General features: G+C 36.7%; 20 protein-coding genes. 13 read left to right on the plus strand and 7 right to left on the minus strand.

Translation table 11 applies throughout. The features are described from left to right. Window positions 1-50 precede the first annotated feature (50 nt). From mtnW to ACWNMY_RS17690, 5 genes are all read left to right on the plus strand, one after another. The gene (gene mtnW / locus ACWNMY_RS17670; RefSeq protein WP_449539568.1) at window positions 51-1,289 is read left to right on the plus strand and encodes a 2,3-diketo-5-methylthiopentyl-1-phosphate enolase; all 1,239 of its coding nucleotides are present in this window, start codon (window positions 51-53) and stop codon (window positions 1,287-1,289) included. After that, entirely contained in the window at window positions 1,286-1,945 is a 660-nt protein-coding gene (locus ACWNMY_RS17675) for a 2-hydroxy-3-keto-5-methylthiopentenyl-1-phosphate phosphatase (protein ID WP_449539569.1), read from the plus strand. The genes mtnW and ACWNMY_RS17675 overlap by 4 nt, the downstream gene beginning before the upstream one ends. Continuing rightward, complete coding sequence (locus ACWNMY_RS17680; protein WP_449539570.1) at window positions 1,942-2,571, plus strand: methylthioribulose 1-phosphate dehydratase; 630 nt, start codon at window positions 1,942-1,944, stop codon at window positions 2,569-2,571. Before ACWNMY_RS17675 ends, ACWNMY_RS17680 begins: the two co-directional genes overlap by 4 nt. A gap of 39 nt (window positions 2,572-2,610) precedes the next feature. Further along, a complete protein-coding gene (locus ACWNMY_RS17685; RefSeq protein WP_449539571.1) occupies window positions 2,611-3,156 on the plus strand; it encodes a 1,2-dihydroxy-3-keto-5-methylthiopentene dioxygenase in 546 nt (181 codons plus the stop codon). A 300-nt stretch (window positions 3,157-3,456) separates the two neighbouring features. Further along, the gene (locus tag ACWNMY_RS17690) at window positions 3,457-4,176 is read left to right on the plus strand and encodes a response regulator transcription factor (RefSeq protein ID WP_449539572.1); all 720 of its coding nucleotides are present in this window, start codon (window positions 3,457-3,459) and stop codon (window positions 4,174-4,176) included. Here ACWNMY_RS17690 and ACWNMY_RS17695 read toward each other — a convergent pair. Next, a complete protein-coding gene (locus ACWNMY_RS17695) occupies window positions 4,157-4,312 on the minus strand; it encodes an anti-repressor SinI family protein (RefSeq protein ID WP_449539573.1) in 156 nt (51 codons plus the stop codon). The genes ACWNMY_RS17690 and ACWNMY_RS17695 overlap by 20 nt on opposite strands. A 118-nt stretch (window positions 4,313-4,430) precedes the next feature. On the opposite strand from ACWNMY_RS17695, the gene ACWNMY_RS17700 reads away from it, so the two are divergent. From ACWNMY_RS17700 to ACWNMY_RS17710, 3 genes are all read left to right on the plus strand, one after another. Then, window positions 4,431-9,620 carry an AAA family ATPase gene (locus ACWNMY_RS17700; protein WP_449539574.1) on the plus strand — a complete coding sequence of 1,730 codons (5,190 nt, stop codon included), beginning with the start codon at window positions 4,431-4,433 and terminating at the stop codon, window positions 9,618-9,620. Window positions 9,621-9,993: 373 nt separating this feature from the next. After that, window positions 9,994-10,623, plus strand: a complete 630-nt coding sequence (gene cbpA / locus ACWNMY_RS17705) for a cyclic di-AMP binding protein CbpA (RefSeq protein WP_449539575.1) — start codon at window positions 9,994-9,996, stop codon at window positions 10,621-10,623. A 314-nt stretch (window positions 10,624-10,937) separates the two neighbouring features. Continuing rightward, window positions 10,938-11,186: an aspartyl-phosphate phosphatase Spo0E family protein gene (locus tag ACWNMY_RS17710; RefSeq protein ID WP_449540481.1), complete on the plus strand. Its 249-nt coding sequence runs from the start codon at window positions 10,938-10,940 to the stop codon at window positions 11,184-11,186. Between the two features lie 157 nt (window positions 11,187-11,343). On the opposite strand, the gene ACWNMY_RS17715 is transcribed toward ACWNMY_RS17710, so the two are convergent. Together ACWNMY_RS17715 and ACWNMY_RS17720 are read right to left on the minus strand one after the other, a co-directional pair. Further along, window positions 11,344-11,676 carry a hypothetical protein gene (locus ACWNMY_RS17715; protein ID WP_449539576.1) on the minus strand — a complete coding sequence of 111 codons (333 nt, stop codon included), beginning with the start codon at window positions 11,674-11,676 and terminating at the stop codon, window positions 11,344-11,346. Window positions 11,677-11,896: 220 nt separating this feature from the next. Continuing rightward, on the minus strand, window positions 11,897-13,129 hold the full coding sequence (locus ACWNMY_RS17720) for an MFS transporter (protein ID WP_449539577.1): 1,233 nt from the start codon (window positions 13,127-13,129) through the stop codon (window positions 11,897-11,899). Window positions 13,130-13,523: 394 nt separating this feature from the next. On the opposite strand from ACWNMY_RS17720, the gene ACWNMY_RS17725 reads away from it, so the two are divergent. Further along, on the plus strand, window positions 13,524-14,468 hold the full coding sequence (locus ACWNMY_RS17725) for an aldo/keto reductase family protein (RefSeq protein ID WP_449539578.1): 945 nt from the start codon (window positions 13,524-13,526) through the stop codon (window positions 14,466-14,468). Between the two features lie 45 nt (window positions 14,469-14,513). Here ACWNMY_RS17725 and ACWNMY_RS17730 read toward each other — a convergent pair whose 3' ends face one another. Beyond that, window positions 14,514-16,028: an ATP-binding protein gene (locus ACWNMY_RS17730; protein WP_449539579.1), complete on the minus strand. Its 1,515-nt coding sequence runs from the start codon at window positions 16,026-16,028 to the stop codon at window positions 14,514-14,516. Between the two features lie 150 nt (window positions 16,029-16,178). Here ACWNMY_RS17730 and ACWNMY_RS17735 point away from each other — a divergent pair, with 150 nt between their 5' ends. After that, on the plus strand, window positions 16,179-17,744 hold the full coding sequence (locus ACWNMY_RS17735; RefSeq protein ID WP_449539580.1) for a bifunctional metallophosphatase/5'-nucleotidase: 1,566 nt from the start codon (window positions 16,179-16,181) through the stop codon (window positions 17,742-17,744). A gap of 179 nt (window positions 17,745-17,923) precedes the next feature. Here the strand turns inward: ACWNMY_RS17735 and motB are convergent, their stop codons facing one another. Then, on the minus strand, window positions 17,924-18,661 hold the full coding sequence (motB, locus tag ACWNMY_RS17740) for a flagellar motor protein MotB (RefSeq protein ID WP_449539581.1): 738 nt from the start codon (window positions 18,659-18,661) through the stop codon (window positions 17,924-17,926). Then, window positions 18,654-19,445 (minus strand): flagellar motor stator protein MotA, encoded by a 792-nt coding sequence (motA, locus tag ACWNMY_RS17745; protein ID WP_449539582.1) that lies wholly within the window; start codon window positions 19,443-19,445, stop codon window positions 18,654-18,656. Before motA ends, motB begins: the two co-directional genes overlap by 8 nt. A 416-nt stretch (window positions 19,446-19,861) precedes the next feature. Between motA and ACWNMY_RS17750 the strand changes: the two genes are divergently transcribed. Together ACWNMY_RS17750 and map are read left to right on the plus strand one after the other, a co-directional pair. Next, the gene (locus tag ACWNMY_RS17750) at window positions 19,862-21,556 is read left to right on the plus strand and encodes a M3 family oligoendopeptidase (RefSeq protein WP_449539583.1); all 1,695 of its coding nucleotides are present in this window, start codon (window positions 19,862-19,864) and stop codon (window positions 21,554-21,556) included. Window positions 21,557-21,799: 243 nt separating this feature from the next. After that, the gene (map, locus tag ACWNMY_RS17755) at window positions 21,800-22,552 is read left to right on the plus strand and encodes a type I methionyl aminopeptidase (RefSeq protein WP_449539584.1); all 753 of its coding nucleotides are present in this window, start codon (window positions 21,800-21,802) and stop codon (window positions 22,550-22,552) included. A 48-nt stretch (window positions 22,553-22,600) separates the two neighbouring features. On the opposite strand, the gene ACWNMY_RS17760 is transcribed toward map, so the two are convergent. Further along, window positions 22,601-22,900, minus strand: a complete 300-nt coding sequence (locus tag ACWNMY_RS17760) for a hypothetical protein (protein ID WP_449539585.1) — start codon at window positions 22,898-22,900, stop codon at window positions 22,601-22,603. A gap of 169 nt (window positions 22,901-23,069) precedes the next feature. Between ACWNMY_RS17760 and ACWNMY_RS17765 the strand changes: the two genes are divergently transcribed. Continuing rightward, window positions 23,070-23,942 (plus strand): GNAT family N-acetyltransferase, encoded by an 873-nt coding sequence (locus tag ACWNMY_RS17765; protein ID WP_449539586.1) that lies wholly within the window; start codon window positions 23,070-23,072, stop codon window positions 23,940-23,942. Window positions 23,943-23,952: the final 10 nt, after the last annotated feature.

The following is a 23,952-nucleotide window of genomic DNA, read 5'->3' on the forward strand; positions in this document are numbered from 1 at the left end:
TCTTCTTATGAAGAGGTTTTTTACGTTTTTATTGAAATGAGGGTGAAAAAATGAGCGAAGTTATTGCGACATATTTAGTACATGATGCTGGTGCAAACTTAGAGAAAAAAGCAGAAGGAATTGCACTCGGTTTAACAGTTGGATCCTGGACTACTCTTCCAAAGCTAGAGCAGGATCAGTTGCTAAAGCATAAAGGGAAAGTTGTAAGTGTGGAACAGTTTGATGAGGATACACGTGCAAGTGGATATTTAGGAAAACAAGTAAAAAAGGGAATCATCAAAATTGCTTATCCAAGTGCCAACTTTAGCAATGATTTACCTGCTATTTTGACAACTGTATTTGGAAAACTTTCCTTAGATGGGGAGGTAAAGCTACTAGATTTAGAGTTTTCAACCGAACTAAAAGATACTTTTCCTGGTCCAAAGTTTGGTATCAATGGTATCAGAGAGAAACTAGGTGTGTTTGATAGACCGTTAGTTATGAGTATCTTTAAAGGGGTTATTGGTAGAGATATTACATACCTTAAGGAACAGTTGCGGGAACAAGCCCTGGGTGGAGTGGATATTATTAAAGATGACGAAATTCTGTTCGATAATCCATTAACACCTTTCGAGTTAAGAATTACCGAGGGTAAAAAGGTGTTAGAAGAAGTTCACCAGGAAACCGGACATAGAGCGCTATTTGCCGTTAATGTAACAGGGAGAACCTTTGAGTTACAGGAAAAAGCAAGAAGGGCTGTAAAACTTGGAGCTGATATTTTATTATTTAACGTCTTTGCATACGGACTCGATGTTCTTCAGGGCCTAGTGGAAGACCCCGAAATATCCATTCCAATCATGGCCCATCCTGCTGTAAGTGGAGCACTTACACCGTCAGAATTTTATGGATTCTCAAATAAACTGTTGTTAGGTAAACTACTTAGATATGCAGGAGCCGACCTTGTTTTATTCCCTTCACCGTACGGGAGTGTTGCACTAGAAAGAGAACAGACACTTTCTATTGCTTCTGAATTAACAAAAAAGGATGAGAGTGTGAAGCCTGCTTTTCCAGTACCATCTGCTGGTATCCATCCAGGCTTAGTTCCACTACTTGTTAATGATTTTGGTAAAGATAGTGTAATCAATGCGGGTGGTGGGGTTCACGGTCATCCAGATGGTGCAATTGGTGGCGGTAAAGCATTCAGAGCAGCTGTTGATGCTGTATTGGAAGAAAAAACACTTGTAGAGTATGCCAAAAATAGCCCTGAGCTTGAAAAAGCGATTGAATTATGGGGGTATAAAGAGATATGAAAAATCCAGTCATCTTCTGTGATTTTGACGGCACAATCACAAACACAGATAACATTATTGCCATTATGAAACAATTTGCACCGCCAGAATCGGAGGAAATTAAAGATAAAATCCTCTCCCAAACCCTCTCCATTCAAGAGGGTGTTAGCAAATTATTTTCACTATTGCCATCCTTAAAAAGAGAAGAGATTACCGACTATATCCTAGATTACGCCGAAATCCGTGAGGGATTCCAGGAGTTCGTGGCATATACAAAGGAACATGGATATTCTCTTTTTATCGTAAGCGGAGGGATTGATTTCTTTGTAGAACCTTTGTTGGAGGGACTTGTACCGAAGGAAAATATCTATTGTAACAAGTCAGATTTTTCAAAGGAAAAGATTAACATCCTCTGGCCATACACTTGCGATGAACACTGCTCGAATCAATGTGGTTGCTGTAAACCAACCTTGATCCGTAAGCTTTCGAATCTGGAAGATCACAAAATTGTCATCGGGGATTCAATTACAGACCTACAGGCTGCGAAGCTAGCTGATAAGGTCATCGCTAGGGATTTTCTAGTGGAAAAATGCAAGGAACTAGAGATAGAGCATTCACACTTTCATTCATTTTTTGATGTGATAGAAATACTGGAAAAAATGGAGGTGCATAAATGAAACTTCAATTAAAACAATGGATTGAGCTGGCAGATATTAAGGATGAGCTAGCGAGCCGCGATTGGTTTATGGGTACAAGTGGAAACCTTGCAATCAAGGTATCAGATCAACCAACGACTTTTTTGGTTACAGCTAGCGGTAAGGACAAAAGGAAAAGAACGGATGAGGATTTTTTATTGGTAGATGGTGCAGGTAATCCAGCAGCACCTACGCATTTAAAGCCATCCGCAGAAACCTTACTACATGTGGAGATATACAACAAAACGAACGCAGGATGTAGCCTGCATGTCCATACGGTCGATAACAATGTCATCTCGGAATTGTATGGTGATAGAGGTGAGGTTGTGTTCAAAGGGCAGGAAATTATTAAAGCATTAGGTCTATGGGATGAGGATGCTGAAATACGAATTCCGATTATTAAAAATGACGCAGATATCCCGACACTAGCAAGGAATTTTAGTGAATATGTTACCAATGATTTTGGTGCAGTACTAATCCGTAATCATGGAATTACCGTATGGGCAAAAAATGCATTCGATGCAAAGAAACACTTAGAAGCCTATGAGTTCCTTTTTAGCTATCATGTAAAACTATTAGCTTTAAACCCTTTGCTCATAAGAAATTAAGGGTTTACTATATAAATAAATTAGTAAGAGGTGGATAAAATGGCAAATATTAAATTACGTAACACAGGTGAACGATTAGAAGGTCAAGAAAAGGTAGCAGCATTTTTAGAAGAACAAGGTGTATTATATGAACACTGGGATACTAGTAAACTACCAGAAGAATTAAAAGGAAACTGCAAAATTAATGATGAGCAGAAGGCACAGATTTTATCTATTTATGAGGAAGAGATCAAATCCCTAGGGGAACGCAATGGTTACCAAAATTGGGATGTAATCGCATTATCAGAATCAACCCCAAATCTTGACGAATTACTAAAAAAGTTCGAACAAGTACATGTTCACACAGAGGACGAAGTGCGTGCGATTGTAGCAGGACATGGAATTTTCATTATTAAGGGAAGCGGAGACACAGGCTACTTTGATGTTGAACTGGAGGCTGGAGATGTTATTTCTGTTCCTGTTGACACTCCTCATTTCTTCACATTGATGGATGATCGTGAAGTTGTAGCCGTACGATTGTTTGTTGATCCAGAAGGCTGGGTAGCACATCCATTCCAGGATCCAGCATTTGCAGAAACTAAGTAAAAAAGGATCCTGCAAGTAGCTATAAAATTCCTTTTTAAAAATAATCTAGTAGTTTTTTGAAAGCTATCTTAATAGACAGCATCCGTCCAAATCAAGCTCAAGGTCGGGTGCTGTTTTTTGTTTTTACGTTCAATTATTCAGTAAGTAATCTTTGCTAAATTGAACAAAATAATAATACTAAGAGAAGTGACATGACGCCAAAGTTTATGGATAAGAATGGCAAACATATTGGCTAAATGATATAGTAATAGTAGTTTACAATAGGTACAAAATCATAGGATGATAGAAGGTGGTAAATTCATGATTAGAGAAAAAGTAATGCTAGTGGACGATGATCGTGATATAAGAGACATATTGCAATTGTACTTGAAAAAGGAAGGATATACTCTGATACACGCTGAAGAAGGTACTACTGCACTACGTCTTGTAGATGAACAAAATCCAGATATTATCATTCTTGATGTAGTCCTTCCTGGAATGGATGGATTTGAAGTCTGTCAATTATTACGTCAAAAGACAAATGCTCCGATTCTGTTTTTAAGCTCAAAGGAAGAGGAGATTGATAAAATACTAGGTCACAAAATCGGAGGGGATGATTATATAACAAAGCCGTTTAGTCCTGCAATTGTTATTGCAAAAGTCCAGGCTCATTTGCGCCGTAAACGGAACATGACATCCCAATCAAATCAACTTCACAAAAAAGTTGAACAATCCCCCATCATATATCCTGGGTTATATATTGATATATCGAGCTGTGTTGTTAAAGTAAATGGATCAGCCGTTAAGTTGTCAGCAAAAGAATTTCAACTACTTTGTTTATTAGCAGAACACCCTAATCAGGTATTTAGTGTGAATCATATGTTTGAATTAATCTGGGGAGAGGAAAGTCTGGGTGATCACCGCACTGTCATGGTTCATATTAGTAACCTACGAAAAAAAATCGAACCTAATCCAATTAAGCCTATGTACATTTTAACTGTTCGGGGTATGGGATATAAGTTTATTGGCTTTCGGGAATAAGTGTATTTTTCACTAAAAATTTCTGAATGTCTTCCAATGTTACACCAAGCTTTTTTGCCTCAATGAATAATTGTACCCATTCTTGATCTAATTCCTCTTGAGAATCAACACAATGTAAACTCGAACTGTTAATCATTATCCATCCTCCATCAATCACATAATACTACTTATAGTAATTGAAAATCTATAAAACCCGTATAAGGTTACTTAAAGTTTTGTTAAAGAATCAGAAAATCCCTAAAAGGATGATGTCAATGGTAAGACTTCCAATAGTACCGGGGTATAAAATACTAGAAATTGTAGTTGAAAATCATATATGGGTTATGTATAAAGGCTACTTTATTGAAGATAAAAAACTAGTCTTAATTAAAAGAATGAAGGTCCCAAGTCCTACGCACAAAGAGATTGCTTCTACGATACATGAATTTCACTTGTCAAATAGTCTGCAAATGGATGAAATATTACGACCAATAGATATGGTGAACTCACTAAACGAAACACTTTTAGTGTATGAGTATTTTAACGGCATTACATTAAAGGAATTCATTTCAAATAAAAAGCTAGACATTATTGAGTTCTTGCAAATTGCTATTCCGTTGGCAACCGCACTTATGAATCTACATCAGCAACAGGTTATTCATAAAAATATCAATCCAGAAAATATAATCATGAATCATAATCTGAACCAGTTAAAATTAACTGGGTTTAATTTTTCGACAAAATTAAAAAGAGAGAACCAACGAGTCGGAGAGACTCCATATGAGCTAGAAGGTGAGCTGGCATACATTTCTCCTGAACAAACCGGCAGAATGAACCGTTCGGTAGATTTTAGAACAGATTTATATTCACTTGGAGTCACATTATTTGAAATGATAACGAATAAGCTCCCTTTTACAAATACTGAGCCAATTGAAATTGTTCATTCCCATCTTGTCAAAACACCACCACATCCTAAGCTATTAAATCACGAAATTCCAGATATGATTTCAAGGATTATTATGAAGCTATTATCTAAAATGCCAGATAATAGATATAACAGTGTCTACGGTTTACGAGAAGATTTAATGAAATGTCTAGATCAACTTCGTGTCTTTGGAAAAATTGAAGAGTTTACACTTGGAAAGGAAGACTCTAGAGCCTATTTTGAAGCTGGACGGAAATTGTATGGAAGGCAAGAGGAGCTAGAAAACTTACGTATAGCATTTGAAAGGGTAAGTGAAGGCAATTCAGAGCTAGTGTTAATTCAAGGTCATTCTGGAATTGGAAAAACAGCACTCGTTAATGAAATTCAAACACCACTCGTACGAACTAAAGGCTACTATATATCCGGGAAGTTTGATTTACTTCAAAGACAAAAGCCATATTCACCAATTATTCATGCATTTAAATCATTACTCAGACAAATCTTAGCTGAAGGAGAGGAACGAGTCCTGCAATGGAGAGGGACATTAGAAAAGGAACTATCCTCCAATATTTCAGTCATTTCATCGATAATTCCAGAAGTGAAATGGCTCTTAGGAAATGAGTCAGTTGATGAGGTTGTTTCTTCTATTCAATCCCAGTCGCTATTCCAACTTATGTTTCAAAAGTTCGTAAATGTTTTTGCAACAAAGGAGCATCCAGTAGTTCTGTTTCTCGATGATCTTCAATGGGCAGACGCTGCATCCTTAGAACTGATTCAGTTTATACTGACACATGTTGATTGTCGATATTTCTTAGTACTAGGGGCATATCGAGATAATGAAGTTGGAATTGAACATCCGTTTATGGAAACGGTGAGAAATCTGCAGGACGCAAAGGTTCCCATTACAAAAATTTCTTTGTCCCCACTAAACGAACCTATGATTCTTAAGTGGGTGGAAGAGACACTATTAGACAGAGGAAAAGGTACAGAGAAGCTAGCAAACTTTTTGTTTCGGATTACACAAGGGAACCCATTTTATATAAAACAGCTATTTCAATCCTTTTTTGAGGATGGCACTATTTTCTTTCACGAAGAGGATAGAAAGTGGAAAATCAATTTTTATAAGGCGAATAATGCTTTATTGCAGGAAAATATAGTTGAATTTATGGTGAAGAAAATACAGCAGCTTCCCATAGAAACACAAAAAGTCCTAAAGATGGCTGCGTGTATTGGGAGTGAGTTTGAATTAAAAACATTATCAATTATTTGTGAACAAGAATTTGAAAAGACAGCAAGCTATTTATGGGATGCACTACAGATGGGGTTAATTTTACCTCAGGATTCAGGATATAAATGGATTTATCCAAAAGAAAATGAACAGTTTATAGTCAATCAGCCCCCAACCTATCGATTTCTACATGATAGGGTTCAACAGGCTGTCTATACTACAATGTCTACGGAAGAGCAAGAAAAGGCTCATTTGAAAATAGGGCGTCTTCTTGTGAAATATGGAGCTGTAGATAGTCAATTATTTGAAATTGTAAACCATTTGAACAGCTGCAGAAGGTTTTTACATGAAGAAGAAATCATTCTGTTAGTGGAGTGGAATGTAAGAGCAGGGGAACAGGCAAAAGAATCTGCAGCTTACAAGGAGTCACTTTCTTATTTTCGTACGGCTCACGAAATGATCGAAGAAGCTTGGGAAACAAACTATGTCTTAACAAAGCGATTGATGACAGGACTCGGTGAATGTCTTTATTTAAACAGTCATTTTGAAGAGGCTGAAGCAATCTTTAATAAAATATTGGGACATGCTCGGACAAATCATGAAAAGTTGGAGGTGTACAATAAAAAGGTTGTTTTATATACCCATGTTCATCGAGTAGAAGAGGCGGTAGAATCTGGAATATCAGGATTACGCCTTTTTGGATGGAAGATTAATAGAAATCCGAGTCGTGCAGCGATAGCTAAGGAGTTATTACAAGTTAAAATGGCACTTCGAGGGAAAAAAGCAAACGATTTACTCGAACTTCCAAAGCTTCTTGATAAAGAAAAACAGCTACATTTAGAAACGATGATTACAATGAACGCCCCATCCTTCCATGTAGATCAAAATCTTGCCACCATTTTAATGCTTAGAGCATTGCGTTATACGATTAAACATGGTATCACAGATATCACGTCACTTGTATTTAATAATTATGCCCTTATTTTAAGTGCTGGCTTTAGTGATTTTAATGGTAGCTTCGAATTTGGAAGTCTCGCAGTTGAACTAGCCGAAAGAAGTGGAAATAAAGGTTTAAAGGGTAGAACTTACTTTGTTTTTGGGAGTTTTGTTAATCATTGGAGACGACCAATTAGGTATAATCTTGATTATTTAAAACGTTCACAGCAGAATTGCATTGAGGCTGGCAATATTCACTTAGCTGGAGCAAATAGCTCTTTTATTGCAATTACACTTCTTATTAACGGTGACCCTTTGAAAGATACATTAGAAGGGATAAAAAATCAGCTACTCTTTATTGATCAAATCAGATACAGAATATCAAAAGGATTTTTAATGGAGTTAACTTACTGGATATCTGTACTCATGGATCAAACGGAGGAAGTGGAATGGGAGTTTAAAAAGGTATTAGATGATGACTCTGCAAAAATTATCCATTATACGGTGCGATTACAAATGTCATACTTATTTGATAAAACAAGCTTTGCAAAGCAATTACTAACTGAATTAGAGAAACTAGTGAATAAACGTCTTACATTGATTATTGTTGCTGAATATTATTTTTACTACTCACTTTGGTTGTCACGATTTTATCAGGACTCTCCTCCAACAGAGCGAAAATTACTATATAAGAAACTAAAGAAAAATGAGCAAAAGCTTGGTATGTGGGCAGAGTTTTGTCCGGAAAATTATGTTCATAAGTACATGCTTATTAAAGCTGAAATTGCTAGAATTGATGAGAATCACATTGATGCATCAACGTATTATGATCATGCCATTCGTTCAGCAGGTGAGAATAATTTCATTCATGATGTTGGAATATGTAATGAAACTACAGGTGAATATTATCTGTCAAGGGGACTTGAAACTTTAGGAAGTGCCTACATGGCAGAAGCATATCGTAATTATATGAGGTGGGGAGCAAAAGCAAAAGCAGAGCAGTTGTTGAAAAAATATCCAGCATACATTCATAGTGCGATGGTTGAAAATCAGTCTCTTAGTGTATATCAATTAGATATACAAGCTTCCTTAAAAGCTACCCAAGCAATTTCAAGCGAAATCATACAAGAAAAATTAGTCAAGAACTTAATGAACATTACGATGGAGAATGCTGGAGCAGAGAGAGGTTTTCTTCTGGTTAATCGAGATGGGAACTTGGTAGTTGTAGCTAATGAGAGCTTTGGTAATTCAGTAGAGGCAAACGTTACCCAACAACGAATTGTTGAATTCGGTGGGATCTCTGAGATGATAGTAAAATATGTTGAAAAGACTAGAGAAGTAGTTTTATTGAATAATGCAGCAGAAGGAATGTTTGCAGAGGATCCCTATATTGTTACATATAAGCCGAAATCCATTTTGTGTATTCCGGCCATTCATAAAGGAAAAGTAAATAGTATTTTATATTTGGAAAATAATCAAATAACACATGCTTTTACACAAGATAGAGTCAAGTTTCTATCCTTTATTTCTACCCAGGTAGCCATATCGATTGAGAATGCCGAGTTGTATGGGAAGCTAGAAGAGAAAGTAAGAGAACGTACAAAAGAGCTTGAAATAGTGAACCAGCATTTAGAAAAAGCTAATAGAGACCTTGCTAGGTCTGAACACTCACGTCGACAGTTTCTATCAAACATTTCCCATGATTTACGATCTCCCATCGCGTCTGTCCAAGGAAATATTGAAGCAATATTGGAGGGAGTAGTGGAGACGGAAGAGCAAAAAGAGGCATATTTAAGAAAAAGCATCGATCGAATTAAAGAATTAGGTAGACTCATTGGTGATATATTTGAGCTCTCCCAAATCGAATCTGGTCATATTTCTTTTGATTTTGATATTGTACCCATTGATAGATTAATAAGGCATGTAAGTGAGCAGTTCGAATATGATGTAAGAAGGGCAGATCTAACCTATAACCTGAAAATAGAAGAGATTGAGGATGAATTTTATCCGATGGTTGAAGTTGATGTGAAACGTTTTAGCCAGGTTTTTTCAAATATTGTCTCCAACGCTATTAAGTATACAAAGACAGGTGGTATCTTTGTTTCACTTCAACTTGACAAACAAAATGGGCATTGCCTTATTTCAATTGAAGATAGCGGAGCAGGAATAGCAAAGGATGAACTTCCATATATATTTGATCGCCATTTTACAAAGGCTAGAAATGCTTTACAAAAAGGAAATGGTCTGGGCTTAGCGATTAGTAGAGAAATAGTCCTTTTCCATAAGGGGAGAATGTGGGCTGAGAGCAGGCTAGGAAAAGGTACTACAATCCATATTCAAATTCCTGTCATTCAAGAGGATATTGATCTAGTTTAACGTAATTGAAATCTTAATACGGGAAAGTAGAAGACTCGTAAGCAAACAGGAGGATTAAATGACAGAGCTTAGGAGAGCTATCTCCAGTGGCTAGGCTACGCGACCTCCTCAGAGGCTCCAGTCTACCCTGCAAAGATAGCGTCCGCATGTAGGTAGGCGAAGCTCAACGGTGTAAATACAACAATGAAAATAGCTAAGAAAGTATTTTAATAGAATCGAAACGAAATGGAGGCTATCTTGTATATCGAAAAATTAGGAATTTTCTTTACATTAATCTGTTAATATGTTACATTTTTGTTCATTGAAATCCCTACATTTTGTGTGTCATACTATAAGCGTATGGGATTTTTCTACATGATAAGGAGTGGGGTAAATGAAAATACGCTACAATTTTGTACAAAAGTCAGATGTAAAGTTTTGTGAAGTTCATTTTACTATTCAGCAAGCATTACATTATTTAAATGACACCGGCTATCGTTCAGTTCCAGTATTATCAAATAAAGGGACAGCGTTTGAAGGTTTAATTTATAAAGTAGACATTTTAGAATACTTATATGAGAAAAATGGTGATGCAAACGCGAGTGTATCGACATTAATCGAAAGCAAGGATGCGTTTGTATACGAAGATGATTCCTTTTTTAAGACTTTTTTAACAATTCGTCGATTGCCGTTTATTGCTGTGTTAAATTCTGAAAAAGAATTTAAGGGAATCATTACGCATGCCAATGTAATGGATGTACTGGAAGATTCATTTGGTATGAAAACCGGTGGCTATACATTAACGATCGCAACAATTGAACATAAGGGAGCAATAAAGGACCTAGTCTCGCTAATTAAGGATATTAATATTGATGGTATGCTTACGCTTGATAATGGCGAAAAGTATCTCCGCCGAATTATCCTAAATTTGCCTGGCTCTCTAAGTGAGGACCGAATTCAGCAAATAAAAAGTAAGATAGAGGAAAAAGAGTTTCGAGTGACACATATCGACCGAATTAAATAAACGAAACTCCATACCAAAACCTATAGGGAATTCCTATAGGTTTTTATTGTAATAAAAACTTGTCGTATTCTGTAATATTACCGATGTCGAATTAAGATGAATCACGTCTTGGAAGCGATTTCGTACACATTTTTGTAAAATTTTTAAAGAAAAAAATGTCTATTTTTGCGAATCTATTTACATAAATAGTAGATTTTGTAATAATTCATAGAGTAACAACTAGATGCACCAAAGGTAGTATTGGGTAGCATACGCTAGTTGTATGCAGCGTTAGATATGTAACGCGCGTGAATAAAGGAGTGGAAGTTTTGGAAATGAGTAACCTCGATTACAAACAGATACTATTAGATGAAATTAATAGAAAAAGAGAAGAAATGATATCAATTGCTAATAGTACGGGTTATACAAGTATTGAAACAATTGAATGTAGTCAAGAACTTGACGAACTTATAAATGTTTATCAGCGAACTGAAGCAACAGAAAGAGACCATTCACTTTTTAGACAATTTTTAAAGAGAGTAATGCTGTTCTTTATCCTTCAAAAAGTTAGCTATAAATCATAAACATACTATCACTACTAAAGAGGACAATTCATGTGGTAATGTGGATTGTTTATTTTTTTGTCTAAATTAGGGGTTTCCCGAATCTATATTCAGGATAGGTAGTATGAGTTTATTTCTGCACATATGAGTGTAAAAAGGAAAAGCATAAAGGAGGATGTTAAAAGTTTTCTTTTTGTTGGGTATGAAGTTTAAACTCGTCACATTTACAATAGCTCTCAATTTTTCTGGCAAACTCGAATGCAAGATGAATGGTTGTAAATGGGTTAGAAATATACTCAGGGGTATCATAATCAAAAGAACCATCATTACATGCAGTGAACACAAAGACTCTCCAATTTTCAATATTGGTTCCTAATTCGGATTCATAGCCTACCAAAACAATCAACCAATGTGTCGCAGACGGAAAGCCTTGCAGGCTGTATAAATCATTTGGACCAATTGCCACTAAAGGCAGTTGATAAAACTCGCTAAAATTTGGAAGTGCACTCATTTCATCGCTCCTTTCAAACTTTTGTTTTTTATTAGTATATGTCTATGCTTCCAAGTGATGAAATAAGTTTGCGAATATTCAGATAAATATAAAAATCATGAGGTAATATTGATATTGCTGCCAGAATAACCACCTCTTAACCTCACAAGTGTCCTACTCATATTAGGCAACTCACAAAATAACAAAAAAAGGACGCCAACGCGCCCCTATAAAAAATGAATTATGCATGATTCCATTCATCTAGCTTTTGATCAGTAGGTAGTAAGAATGCCATGAATCCAAGGAGTGGCAAGAAGCCCAATGCGATAATTGTAGTTGACAATCCAATAGCATCAATGATAGCTCCAATGGCTACTCCACCGATAGCACCCATCCCGAAAGCCAACCCAACAATCAAACCAGATACCATTCCGATTTTTCCAGGCATCAATTCTTGTGCATAGACAACCGTAACGGAAAAACTTGATAACAGGATAAAACCAGTAACTGTTACGAGTACGATGGCTATATGTGGCCCAACAAAAGGTAAAATTAAGGCTAACGGAGCGGTTCCTAACAAGGAGACGATGATAACATTCCTTTTACCGAATTTATCGGCTAATGGTCCTCCGAAGAATGTGCCTAGTGCACCTGTTGCCAAGAATAAGAAAATATAAATCTGAGATTGTGAAATGGTATATTGGTATTTTTCAATAACATAAAACGAATAGAAGCTAGTGATACTAGTCATATACCATGTACGAGCAAATACGAATAAAACGAGGATGACTAATGCCATCTTAATAGCTTTCGTGTTTCTCGAAGCATTTGATACGGCTTTCTTAACTTTCTTTTGGATGGCCATTGTATGTAGTGTTTTAGAATACCAGCGGGCAATATAAAAAAGTAAGCCAACTGCTAGTGCTGCCACTAATGAGAACCAAATCGCCCCAAATTGTCCTAATGGAACAAGAATTAATGCGGTAATTACGGGTGCAAGTGCTTGACCTGAGTTTCCACCAACCTGATAAATGGATTGTGCAAGCCCACGTCTATTTCCTGCAGCCATATACGCCACCCTAGAACCTTCAGGGTGAAAGACAGCAGAACCAACGCCAATTAGTAGGACCGACAGGATAATTGTTGTGAAATTTGGCGCAAATGATAATCCAATCACTCCACAAAATGTAAAAGTTAACGCAATTGGCAGAGCGAACGGCATTGGCTTTTTATCTGTATACCATCCAACAACAGGTTGTGCAACAGAAGCTACAATCTGTAAGGCAAAAGATATTAGTCCAAGCTGTGTAAATGTTAAACCCATTGAACGTTCTAAAATGGGAAACATGGCTGGGATAATGGCCTGTATGGAATCGTTAAGCATGTGGCAAAATCCAATGATAAATAGTATCCCGTAAAGTGTTTTTCGCTCATCGATTTCTGAAGTGTTAGCCTGTGTTTTCGCTGCGAGCATATTGTTTCATTCCCCTTTGTTACCTTCCTTTTGAAGATATAGTAACTTTATTCAGCATCGTATCCACTTTATTATAGGATACATGTTAAAAGGTATCGTATTCAGTGGCGGTAAACCTGCTGAATAAAGGTAATCCTACTTTGAAGCCCCATGATTTTATAGGCATCGATCGGGCTATCCCGAAAAAAACTAGGAGCGGATCCGTTAACGCGGATACGATTCCTTTATTCTATGAAAAACCTTTTTTTCATATTTGTAAAGTGAAAATTCAACAAAATAATATTATTTAAAATTAAATAATGGTTATACATTAGCTTGAGTTTAGCTTTACCTTGTTTGAAATTTCTGATAAATTTAAAGTGACATTACGTACTTAAAAATGAGGAGGCTTGACATGAAATATAGAAGATTGGGACGTTCAGGTCTTAAAGTTAGTGAGATCAGTTTAGGGAGTTGGCTAACTTTTGGAAAAACAGTAGATGAGAATATGGCGACAAAAACGGTTCATAAAGCGTATGAACTTGGAATAAATTTTTTTGATTCGGCAAATGTGTATGAAAGAGGAGAAGGTGAGCGGATTTTAGCGAGTGCATTAAAAGAATTTCCTCGTGAATCCTATTGTATTACAACTAAAGCATTTGGCCCTATGGGTGATGGCCCAAATGACAGAGGTTTGTCCAGAAAGCATATTATGGAACAGGTTCATGCAAGCCTAAAACGGATGGATTTGGAGTACGTCGATGTGTTTTATTGTCATCGTTATGACCATGATACCCCCGTTGATGAAACACTCAGGGCAATCGACGATTTAATTCGACAGGGGAAAATCCTTTATGCAGGTGTAAGTGAGTGGTCAGCTGCTCAAATTCAAGAAGCTGTGGCAATTGCGGACAAATATCTGTTAGATCGCATAATTGTAAATCAGCCAGAGTACAATATGCTCCATCGAGATATAGAAGATGAAATTATTCCTGTCTGTGAAAAAAATGGAATTTCACAGGTTGTATATTCTCCACTTGCTCAAGGAGTGTTAACAGGGAAATACAGAGGAGGAATACCGAGCGGAAGTAGGGGAGCAAATTCACAGGTGAATTCTTGGGTGAAGAATATTATCAATGGAATTGTTTCAACGAAGCTAGACCGACTTGAGGAATTTGCAAAGGAACTCGATGTTACCCTACCTGAACTCGCGCTTTCCTGGATATTACGACAGCATAATATTGCGAGCACACTTGTTGGTGCGACAAATCCTGAGCAGATTGAGGCAAATGCACGGGCCTCTGATCTAGTACTTGGCTTTGAAGAGATTAAGAGAATGGAAGAGATACTAACTATATAAGTATCTATTATAAAAAACAAACCCATCATGTATGGGTTTGTTTTTTTAGGATGATGTATCAATATGGAGTGGAAAACGTACTTTTACAGTTGTACCTTCTCCTTCTTTACTAACAATATGAATTGTTCCGTTATACATGTCTACAATTCTTTTACAGATAGCGAGGCCTAGGCCAGTTCCTGTATCTTTATTTGTGAAAAATGGATTATACACCTTAGTTATTATTTGTTCTGAGATGCCAACACCGGTATCCGAAATGGTAAGCAAACAATTGGCGTGTTCTTTTTGTAAGGAAATTGTTAATTTTCCTCCTTTAGTTTGCATCGATTCAATTGCGTTCTTGGATAGGTTTAACACAACCTGTTTGATTGTATCCTTTGAACACATTATAAGTAAGGGATTCTCAGATACCTGAAAGTCAAATTCGATATTATATAGATTTGATTCAGATTGGATAATAGGCATTACTTCTTTTGCGATTTCACTTACATTATGGATGTTTCGTTTTTCAGCTGTTGGTTTTCCAAGTACTAAGAATTCATTAACTATATCATTTATTCTCGTAATCTCTTGTTGAATAACGGAAAAATAAAATTGATCGCTGGTATCTCTATGTTTTTCGCTTAACAATTGAATGAGTCCTTTTACTCCGGTTAAAGGATTTTTTATTTCATGGGCTGTACTCGCTGCAAGAGTTCCAACTAATTCTAATTTTTGATGCTCATTTTCCTCTCTATCCCGTTTTGCTTGGCGCTTTAGCAGAATATATTTTCCAAACAGAAAAAGAATATGAGTAAAAATTAATAGAAGAATAGTAAAAATGACAGAGTTTATGATAAAAACATCGTTAAAGGCTAACGTGATACCTGGCCTAGCTTCTATCATCCAATTTACATTAGTAAGCTCTGTTCTAATTATGTCAGAATCAACTGAATCAAAGTCTCGTTTTGTCGTAAGTAATACTTGACCATTTGTGTCCACCACTCTTAAAATCCCATCTGGAGATAGTACTCTTATAACATTCTCTAAATAATCTAATCGGAGACTTAGGAGCAATACACCTTCGATTTCGTCCAAGTGTAAGACGGGTGTAGCAATTGTAACAATATATCTATCCGTTACACTGCCATAATGAGCAGGTGAAATAACAGTACCCATCGTGTTAAGCGATTGCTGAAAATATTCACGATGGGAAATATTAACACCTTTTTTTACATCGAGTGAGGATTCTAGTAAATCCCCATCTGGATTAGCCCAATATAGACCGGAAAAACGGTCATCTTTTTTTTGAATGGATGATAATATGTTCTCGATCTCTTCATTACTATTTTTATTTTCTAAAACAATACCTAGGGTTTCAGTGGTAGCGATTGCTTCACCAATGAATCTATCGAGATAGTTTTTTTGGAAGGTGACCACTTCTTGAGTTTTGGCAGTTTGTTTTCTTATAGATGCTTCATATTGGTACTTCGTAAAGACAATACTTCCTATTATCGTAGGTAAAATAACGATTAAAACATAAACAAATATGTTCCTAGTGATGTGAGACTCAATTTTCAAAGAAATTCCCCTAACTACTATCTAGTAGCAACATTATACCAAATTGGTAAGGGAGAATAATCTATTTTACTAAATATTTTCTCAGAAGTTTAACTCTAGCAAATGAAATTGTGTATACTAAAATTGACCAAGTATAAAAGAGGTACAATGATGAAATCAATTTCAATTACTATTCTTGAAACAAGCGATGTTCATGGAAATATTTGTCCAATTAATTATGGCAGTAATGAATCTTCAGAACTGGGTCTTGCAAAGATTGCGACTGTTATCAAGCAGGAGCGAAGCCGAAATAAGAACACAATCGTTATTGATAATGGGGACCTTATCCAAGGAACACCCTTGACATATCATTTTATCCGTTCTAAAAGTCAAAAGATAAACCCCATGATCAAACTTCTCAATAACTTAGACTATGATGCCGCTGTAATTGGTAACCATGAATTCAATTATGGCATGCAAGTGTTACAGCAAGCCATACAACAATCAAATTTTCCATGGCTCTCAGCTAATATTATAAATGAAAATCGAAACCCATTTATCGGCAAGCCATATATTGTAACTGAGCTTGAAGAAGGGATTAAAGTAGCTATTCTCGGGGTGACCACACACTATATCCCAAATTGGGAGAATCCAGAGCATATTAAGGATTTAATCTTTGAAGATGCATATGAAACAACAAAAATATGGGTAGAAAAAATAAGGAACGAGGAGAAGCCTGATATCATGGTTGTCTCTTACCATGGTGGCTTTGAGGCAGACCTTGAAACCGGAAACCCAACTGAAAAGCCAACAGGTGAAAATCAAGGGTACCGGATTTGCAAAGAGATTGAGGGTATTGATCTACTGTTGACAGGTCACCAACATCGTTCATTAGCAGAAAAAGTGAATGGAGTTCCAATTATTCAACCAAGCTTTAATGGTCTGGCAATTGGTAAGGTTACACTTACTATTTCTAAAGATGAAAATAGCTGGAAGATTGTCCAATCAAAGCCTGAGTTGATCTCGGTAGAAGGCGTTCAAGTAGATAAAAGTTCTCTTGCTTTAATTGAAGAATATGAACGTGAGACGCAGGAGTGGTTAGATAAACCGATTGGAACGGTGAATGGAAATATGATGATTGATGATCCGCTGGAAGCGCGTTTGAAAGATAATCCGCTTGTAGAGTTCATTAATAAGGTACAAATGGAAGTTGCAAAGGTTAAGATTTCGAATACAGCGCTTTTTAATAATGTGACAAAAGGCTTCCCTTCCAATATTACAATGAGAGATGTCGTTTCTAATTATATCTATCCAAACACATTAACAGTTGTGAGAATTAGTGGTAAGGATATAAGGGAAGCACTTGAAAGAAGTGCCAGTTATTTCATCGTAGAAAATGGTAAGGTTGCGGTCAACCCTGCATTTAAAAAGCCAAAGCCACAGCACTACAATTACGATATGTGGGAAGGAATTGAATATATTTTTGATATCTCCAAACCAATAGGGGAACGTGTTGTTCATTTAATGTTTGAAGGGGAATCTGTTCAACTTGATGGTCAATATGAAGTTGTGATGAACAATTACCGTGCCGGTGGTGGTGGAGAATATTATATGTTTAAGGATAAACCAGTCGTAAAAGATATTCCATTAGATATGTCAGAACTAATTGCAAATTATATCCTTGAAAGAGGAACGATTGATGCTACCATAGATGAGAACTGGAAGGTAATTTGGTGAATAGCAGAATATAGAAAGCCCACGGAATTTAGTTCCGTGGGCTTGTTTTTTCAGTGACTATCTAGCTCTAGAAGTCATTGGCTCTGAGGACTTGACAAATGCTAAAATGGAAAAAGTCGCCTTCCGTCAACCCTTGTCTTATAGTTGTCGCAGATAAACGGTGAATCGCACTTTTCTCATTATTGCTGTACCCCATTGGGAAGGATCAGTATTTCAACTCGTCGATTGAGTTTTCTCCCCTCGGGAGTATCATTTGAAGCAACAGGTTCATATTCACCTAGTCCACGAGCACTAAAACGACTCGGGTCAAGCTTATCATTTTCTAATAATATACTCATAAAATTAATGGATCGCATCACACTTAAATGCCAATTGCTTTTAAATTCATGATTGTTGATAGGAACTGTATCCGTGTGTCCACTTACAATGATGTTGCGGGGTGGATTCATAACTAATAGATCTGAAATCTCTTTCGCAATCTGTATATCTTCAGGACGTACATCAGCACTTGCTGGATTAAAGAAAGCACCATCCTGAATCGTGACATGTAAGCCCTCGTCTGTGAGGCGCGTTTGAAGGCTTAAGTCTAAGCCTTTCTGTTCGATGTACCCATTGATTTTTTCTTGTAATTCCTTTAGTTCCTCTTGCTCTTGTTCCTTTTTTTCTTTTTCTGTGTCAATTGCTGTTTGCTTAATTTCAACTGGTTCGGGGCTCTCATATTCTAGAAAAGAGCTTCCACCATTAAATACGTTATTAAACGAACTCGCAAGTTGCTGGAATTTCTGAGCATCTACACTACTAGCAGCAAACAATACAATAAACAGAGCCAGTAACAATGTTAAAATATCTGCATATGGAACCAACCATGATTCATCCACATGTTCTTCATGATGCTGTTTTCTCTTTTTTCTAGCCATCTATTGTTTCACCCTCAGTCAAAACCTTCTGGCGGTCTTTATTCGATAGATACATAGAAAGCTTTTGTTCGATTGCCCGTGGAGATTGTCCTTCAAGTACGGATAAAACACCTTCAATCATAACTTCTTTAAGTTTGATTTCCTGCTTTGATTTACGTTTTAATTTATTTGCGAACGGATGCCATAAAACATACCCTGTGAATATCCCCAATAATGTAGCAATGAACGCAGCTGAAATCGCTTTTCCTAATTCATCTGTATTGTCCATATGACTTAATGCAGCGACAAGACCTACAACCGCTCCCAATACACCTAAGGTTGGTGCGTATGTTCCTGCTTGAGAAAAGATAGAGGCACCAGTTAAGTGACGTTCTTCCATTGCTTCAATTTCCTCGTTCATCACATCTCGGATAAATTCAGCACTTTGTCCATCAACAGCCATGCTTAGTCCATTTCGTAAAAATGGATCTTCAACTTCATTAACTTTTACTTCGAGTGCCAATAATCCCTCTTTACGAGCAACTGTTGCCCAATCTGAAAACATCGGAATCAACTCTTCAACGGAGAGCATCTTTTTTTCCTTAAAAAGAACTCCAAATAGTTGGGGCACTCTTTTTAATTCACTTGATGGAAATGCAATTGTTACCGCTCCAATCGTTCCTAGGATAATGATTAAAAAGGCAGCGGGATTTATCAATGCTGAAAGAGATACACCTTTTAACACCATTCCAACAAATACAGCGATTAGACCAAGTAGTACACCTATTAATGACGATTTATCCAATTTGAATCACCTATGCTTTCATACGTTAATAAATAGAGTAGTAAGGAAAATGAGTCCTTCAATTTTTATCTATCTTTAGATTCTACTATTTTTATCGACAAATTTACTAGATTATTTAGCAAATCCTATCAATTTATGGCGATTAAAATCTTATTATTTCGTAATGATGTATCATTATCATTCAAACTGAAAACTAGCTCTTTACAAAGCGAGTAGGTTCAAACCTTACCTGATTAGGGGTTTAGCATAGAAAGTTGAGTGAAATTCAGTAGTGATGTTGCGAGAAGCCTTGCAATAAGAAGGTCGAAAAAAAACGCTGAGCCGATTGGTGAATTCATAGTGGAAAAATTATGTAGTAGTGGTTTAAAATGAAATAGATACATATTCTATTTTCTTTTTGAAAAGGGGAACCTCGTATGAATTTTAATGATTTTACGTATGTACGTCCAAACATGGACGAAGTAGAGCAAACTTTTAATCTAGCTCTCGAGAAATTTAAGAATGCAGGAAATCCGACAGATCAGGATCTAGCAATGAAGGAAATTGTTGCTATTCAAGGTAAAGTGGATACAGCGTTTAATATTTGCTATATCAGACATACCGTTGATACAAATGACGAATTTTACAAGCAAGAGCAAGATTATCTTGATGAAATACAACCCTTAGTGCAGGGATTGATTACAAAATATTACGACGCACTTGTGAATTCTAAATTTAGAACTGAATTAGAAAGTAAGTGGGGAAAGCAGCTGTTTGATTTTGCTGAGACACAGTTGAAAACGTTCTCTCCAGAAGTGGTTGAGGACTTGCAAGTAGAAAATAAGTTGACATCTGAATACACAAAGCTTGTGGCTTCTGCCAAAATCATGTTCGAAGGAGAAGAACGCACGTTAGCACAACTTCAGCCTTTTGCGGAAGATACGGATCGAGATTTGCGTAAAAGAGCGAATGAAGCTCGATTTGCTTTCTTTAAGGAACATCAAGAAAAATTTGATGATATCTATGATCAACTCGTAAAAGTACGTACAAAGATTGCGCATAAGTTAGGATATCAAAACTTTGTTGAGCTTGCATATGCAAGAATGTCTCGAACAGATTATAATCCAGAAATGGTTGCAAACTATCGAAAACAAGTGAAGGAACATATCGTGCCTTTAGCTGTAAAACTACGGAAGCGCCAGGCAGAACGTATTGGAGTAGATAGCTTAAAATACTACGATGAATCCTTCCGTTTCAAATCCGGTAATGCTGTACCAAAGGGAAATCCAGAGTGGATCATTGACAATGGAAAGAAGATGTATGCGGAGCTTTCCGAAGAGACAAATGAATTTTTTACTTTTATGAATGATAACAATTTAATGGATCTTGTTGCGAAAAAAGGAAAAGCAGGCGGTGGGTATTGTACGTATATAAGTGAATACCAATCACCATTTATATTTTCAAATTTCAATGGAACATCCGGGGATATCGACGTACTAACACATGAGGCTGGTCATGCATTCCAAGTGTACTCAAGCAGACATTATGAAGTACCTGAATACAATTGGCCAACACATGAAGCTGCGGAAATCCATTCAATGAGTATGGAGTTCTTTACATGGCCATGGATGGAACTATTCTTCAAAGAGGATACGGATAAATATAAATTTGCTCACTTAAGTGAGGCGTTGTTATTCCTACCTTATGGAGTATCTGTTGATGAATTCCAGCATGTTGTCTATGAAAATCCTGATATGACACCTGCCGAGCGTAATAAGGTATGGAGAGAAATTGAAGAAAAATATACTCCAAATAAAGATTATGATGGAAATGAATATTTGGAGCAGGGTGGCTACTGGCAACGTCAAAGCCATATTTATACAACAGCGTTTTATTATATTGATTACACGTTAGCACAAGTGTGTGCATTCCAATTCTGGAAGAAGTCTAGAGAAAATCACGAGGATGCTTGGAAGGACTACGTTCACCTTTGTAAACTAGGGGGAAGCAAGCCGTTTACCGAGTTAGTGAAGGAAGCAAACCTACTTTCTCCATTCGAAGAAGGTACAGTCGAGTCTGTCGTAGGTGAAATTGAAGCTTGGTTAAATAGTGTCGACGATAAACAATTATAATAGTTTGGGGCTGTGGCGAATCCACAGTCCTTTTCTATTTCTATAAGTTTCAACAAATAATGGGAGGCTTGTAACAATTATTGTAAAACGTGCTAACAGGAAGAGTGGGCAGCATATTGCGACAATAAAAGAGGACCCGAACCCATTTACTCATAAGAGAGATAAACTAAACCATAGTTTATGCAAAAAACGGCCAATAAGGATATAATAGAACTAACAAACTGAAATTGAGGGTGTTTTTTGATGATTCACTTAAAGACAAAACGAGAAATTGAATTAATGCGAGAAGCGGGGCAAATATTAGCTGCATGTCATAAGGAAATCCGCAAGATGATTCAACCTGGAGTGACGAGCCTTGAAATTGATAGCTTCGCAGAAGAATTTATTAAGAAAAATGGAGCCACACCTGAACAAAAAGGGTATAAGGGCTATAAATATGCTACATGCGCATCAATTAATGATGAAATATGTCACGGTTTCCCACGTAAGGAACCATTAAAAAATGGAGATATTGTAACAGTTGACATGGTTGTAAACCTGGGCGGAGCACTGGCAGATTCGGCATGGTCATATGGTGTAGGCGAATTATCTGAGCAGGCTGAAAAACTTCTTCATGTTACAAAAACAGCGATGTATAAAGGAATTGAGCAAGCTGTCATCGGTAATCGACTAGGTGATATTGGTCATGCGATACAATCTTATACCGAAGCTGAAGGATTTTCAGTTGTTCGTGATTTTATCGGACATGGAATTGGACCAACCATGCATGAGGAACCACAAGTTCTACATTACGGGCAACCAAATAAGGGATTACGTTTAAAAGAAGGCATGGTTTTTACAATCGAACCAATGATTAATGTTGGAAAATGGCAATCCAAAATGGATAAAAACGGGTGGACGGCACGTACAGTAGATGGCAGTTTATCAGCACAATATGAACATACACTTGCAATTACACAAGATGGACCACTCATTTTGACTGACCAAGATGCCTAATAACATAGGCCACACAAGCCCAAAGCTATTGTGGCCTATTTTTATTTGTTAAAGTAGTGTATCAATCAGGATTGGAACCAAAGAGTCTCCAACTAATTGATAATAGAAAGGAAATAACACCACTATAAAGTTACCATATAAGCAGTACCTACAATAAAACCTCTTTGTAGTACCAGGCTCCTCCGCGATGGAAGCAAAAAGTGCTCCGACTAAACTCGTAAACATAAAAAAGCCAAACCCAAATAACGTACCAAACCTTTCGTTAAAGAAAATAAAACCTAAAGAAGAACCATTAAGAAATAGAATTAAAAACGAGAACAATAGAAAAAATCTGGAAATGATGGACATGTTATACACCTCAGATTATATATATGAGGTGAAACGAAGGTAGATGACAGGAGTTTGGTACACGAATAACATAAAAATGGTAATGCTTCCAAAAAAATCTTGAAGGTATACTTGAAATATGATTAAATTAATCAACTAATTACTTCTTAATAGGAGAAGGGAGAAAAAAATGATTACAATAAAGCGATTATCCGAGTGTACTCTAGAGGATGCTGTAGTTGCTTGGAATAAAGGATTTGAAGGGTACTATTTTACTATGACAACAACGGTTGACCTTTTTACGAGAAGGATGATTTTGGAAGGGCTTTCGCCAACCTTGTCTGTTGTTGCATATGATGGTACAAGACCAGTGGGGATTATTTTGAATGGTATACGATTGATCAACGGTAAGAAGGTAGCGTGGAACGGTGGAACAGGAATTGACTCCGACTATCGTGGAAGAGGTGTTGGGAAGAAGTTAATTGAAGCAGTACTAGCAATCTATGAAAACGAGGGTGTTGAGGTTGCTACTCTTGAAGCTATAAAGGAAAATGGGCCAGCTATATCCTTATACGAGAAAGTTGGCTATAAAATTGTTGATGAGTTGATTCATCTACAACACGATGTAGATGAATCAAAAAGTGCATGGACAACCGAGAGTAACGAGTTTACGTTTACTACGGGTATTCCAATTGACGCCTCGCGTGTTCCGTTTTATACAGCAATGGTTCCGTGGCAGACACAGTGGGAAAATGCGCGTGATGGTGAATCTGTTTTAGCTTTAAATAAGAAAGGTGAAGTAGCTGGCTATGCCATTTACAAAAGAAGATTTACTGAGGAAGGACAACTTCAATCTATTATTCTATTGCAATGTGAGGCAGATCCATTACTTCTAGAAAAAGAAGATGTGGTAAAAGCTCTACTTAATAAGGTGTATGGACCAACAGATATAGAGGTAGTTCGAACAGCTGTGAATATTTCGGTATCATATAAAATTCTTATTTCTTTATTAAAAAAAGAAGGATTTAAAGTGAAAGCAGAGCAAGTCTTTATGGTAAAATGAATTATTAGAA

The sequence above is a fragment of the Ferdinandcohnia sp. Marseille-Q9671 genome (assembly GCF_976954385.1).

Bases quoted from the DNA above. Each gene is read 5' to 3' on its own strand.
- mtnW (WP_449539568.1), top strand. From the start codon at position 51: ATGAGCGAAGTTATTGCGACATATTTAGTACATGATGCTGGTGCAAAC.
- ACWNMY_RS17675 (WP_449539569.1), top strand. From the start codon at position 1,286: ATGAAAAATCCAGTCATCTTCTGTGATTTTGACGGCACAATCACAAAC.
- ACWNMY_RS17680 (WP_449539570.1), top strand. From the start codon at position 1,942: ATGAAACTTCAATTAAAACAATGGATTGAGCTGGCAGATATTAAGGAT.
- ACWNMY_RS17685 (WP_449539571.1), top strand. From the start codon at position 2,611: ATGGCAAATATTAAATTACGTAACACAGGTGAACGATTAGAAGGTCAA.
- ACWNMY_RS17690 (WP_449539572.1), top strand. From the start codon at position 3,457: ATGATTAGAGAAAAAGTAATGCTAGTGGACGATGATCGTGATATAAGA.
- ACWNMY_RS17695 (WP_449539573.1), bottom strand. From the start codon at position 4,312: ATGATTAACAGTTCGAGTTTACATTGTGTTGATTCTCAAGAGGAATTA.
- ACWNMY_RS17700 (WP_449539574.1), top strand. From the start codon at position 4,431: ATGGTAAGACTTCCAATAGTACCGGGGTATAAAATACTAGAAATTGTA.
- cbpA (WP_449539575.1), top strand. From the start codon at position 9,994: ATGAAAATACGCTACAATTTTGTACAAAAGTCAGATGTAAAGTTTTGT.
- ACWNMY_RS17710 (WP_449540481.1), top strand. From the start codon at position 10,938: ATGAGTAACCTCGATTACAAACAGATACTATTAGATGAAATTAATAGA.
- ACWNMY_RS17715 (WP_449539576.1), bottom strand. From the start codon at position 11,676: ATGAGTGCACTTCCAAATTTTAGCGAGTTTTATCAACTGCCTTTAGTG.
- ACWNMY_RS17720 (WP_449539577.1), bottom strand. From the start codon at position 13,129: ATGCTCGCAGCGAAAACACAGGCTAACACTTCAGAAATCGATGAGCGA.
- ACWNMY_RS17725 (WP_449539578.1), top strand. From the start codon at position 13,524: ATGAAATATAGAAGATTGGGACGTTCAGGTCTTAAAGTTAGTGAGATC.
- ACWNMY_RS17735 (WP_449539580.1), top strand. From the start codon at position 16,179: ATGAAATCAATTTCAATTACTATTCTTGAAACAAGCGATGTTCATGGA.
- motB (WP_449539581.1), bottom strand. From the start codon at position 18,661: ATGGCTAGAAAAAAGAGAAAACAGCATCATGAAGAACATGTGGATGAA.
- ACWNMY_RS17750 (WP_449539583.1), top strand. From the start codon at position 19,862: ATGAATTTTAATGATTTTACGTATGTACGTCCAAACATGGACGAAGTA.
- map (WP_449539584.1), top strand. From the start codon at position 21,800: ATGATTCACTTAAAGACAAAACGAGAAATTGAATTAATGCGAGAAGCG.
- ACWNMY_RS17760 (WP_449539585.1), bottom strand. From the start codon at position 22,900: ATGTCCATCATTTCCAGATTTTTTCTATTGTTCTCGTTTTTAATTCTA.
- ACWNMY_RS17765 (WP_449539586.1), top strand. From the start codon at position 23,070: ATGATTACAATAAAGCGATTATCCGAGTGTACTCTAGAGGATGCTGTA.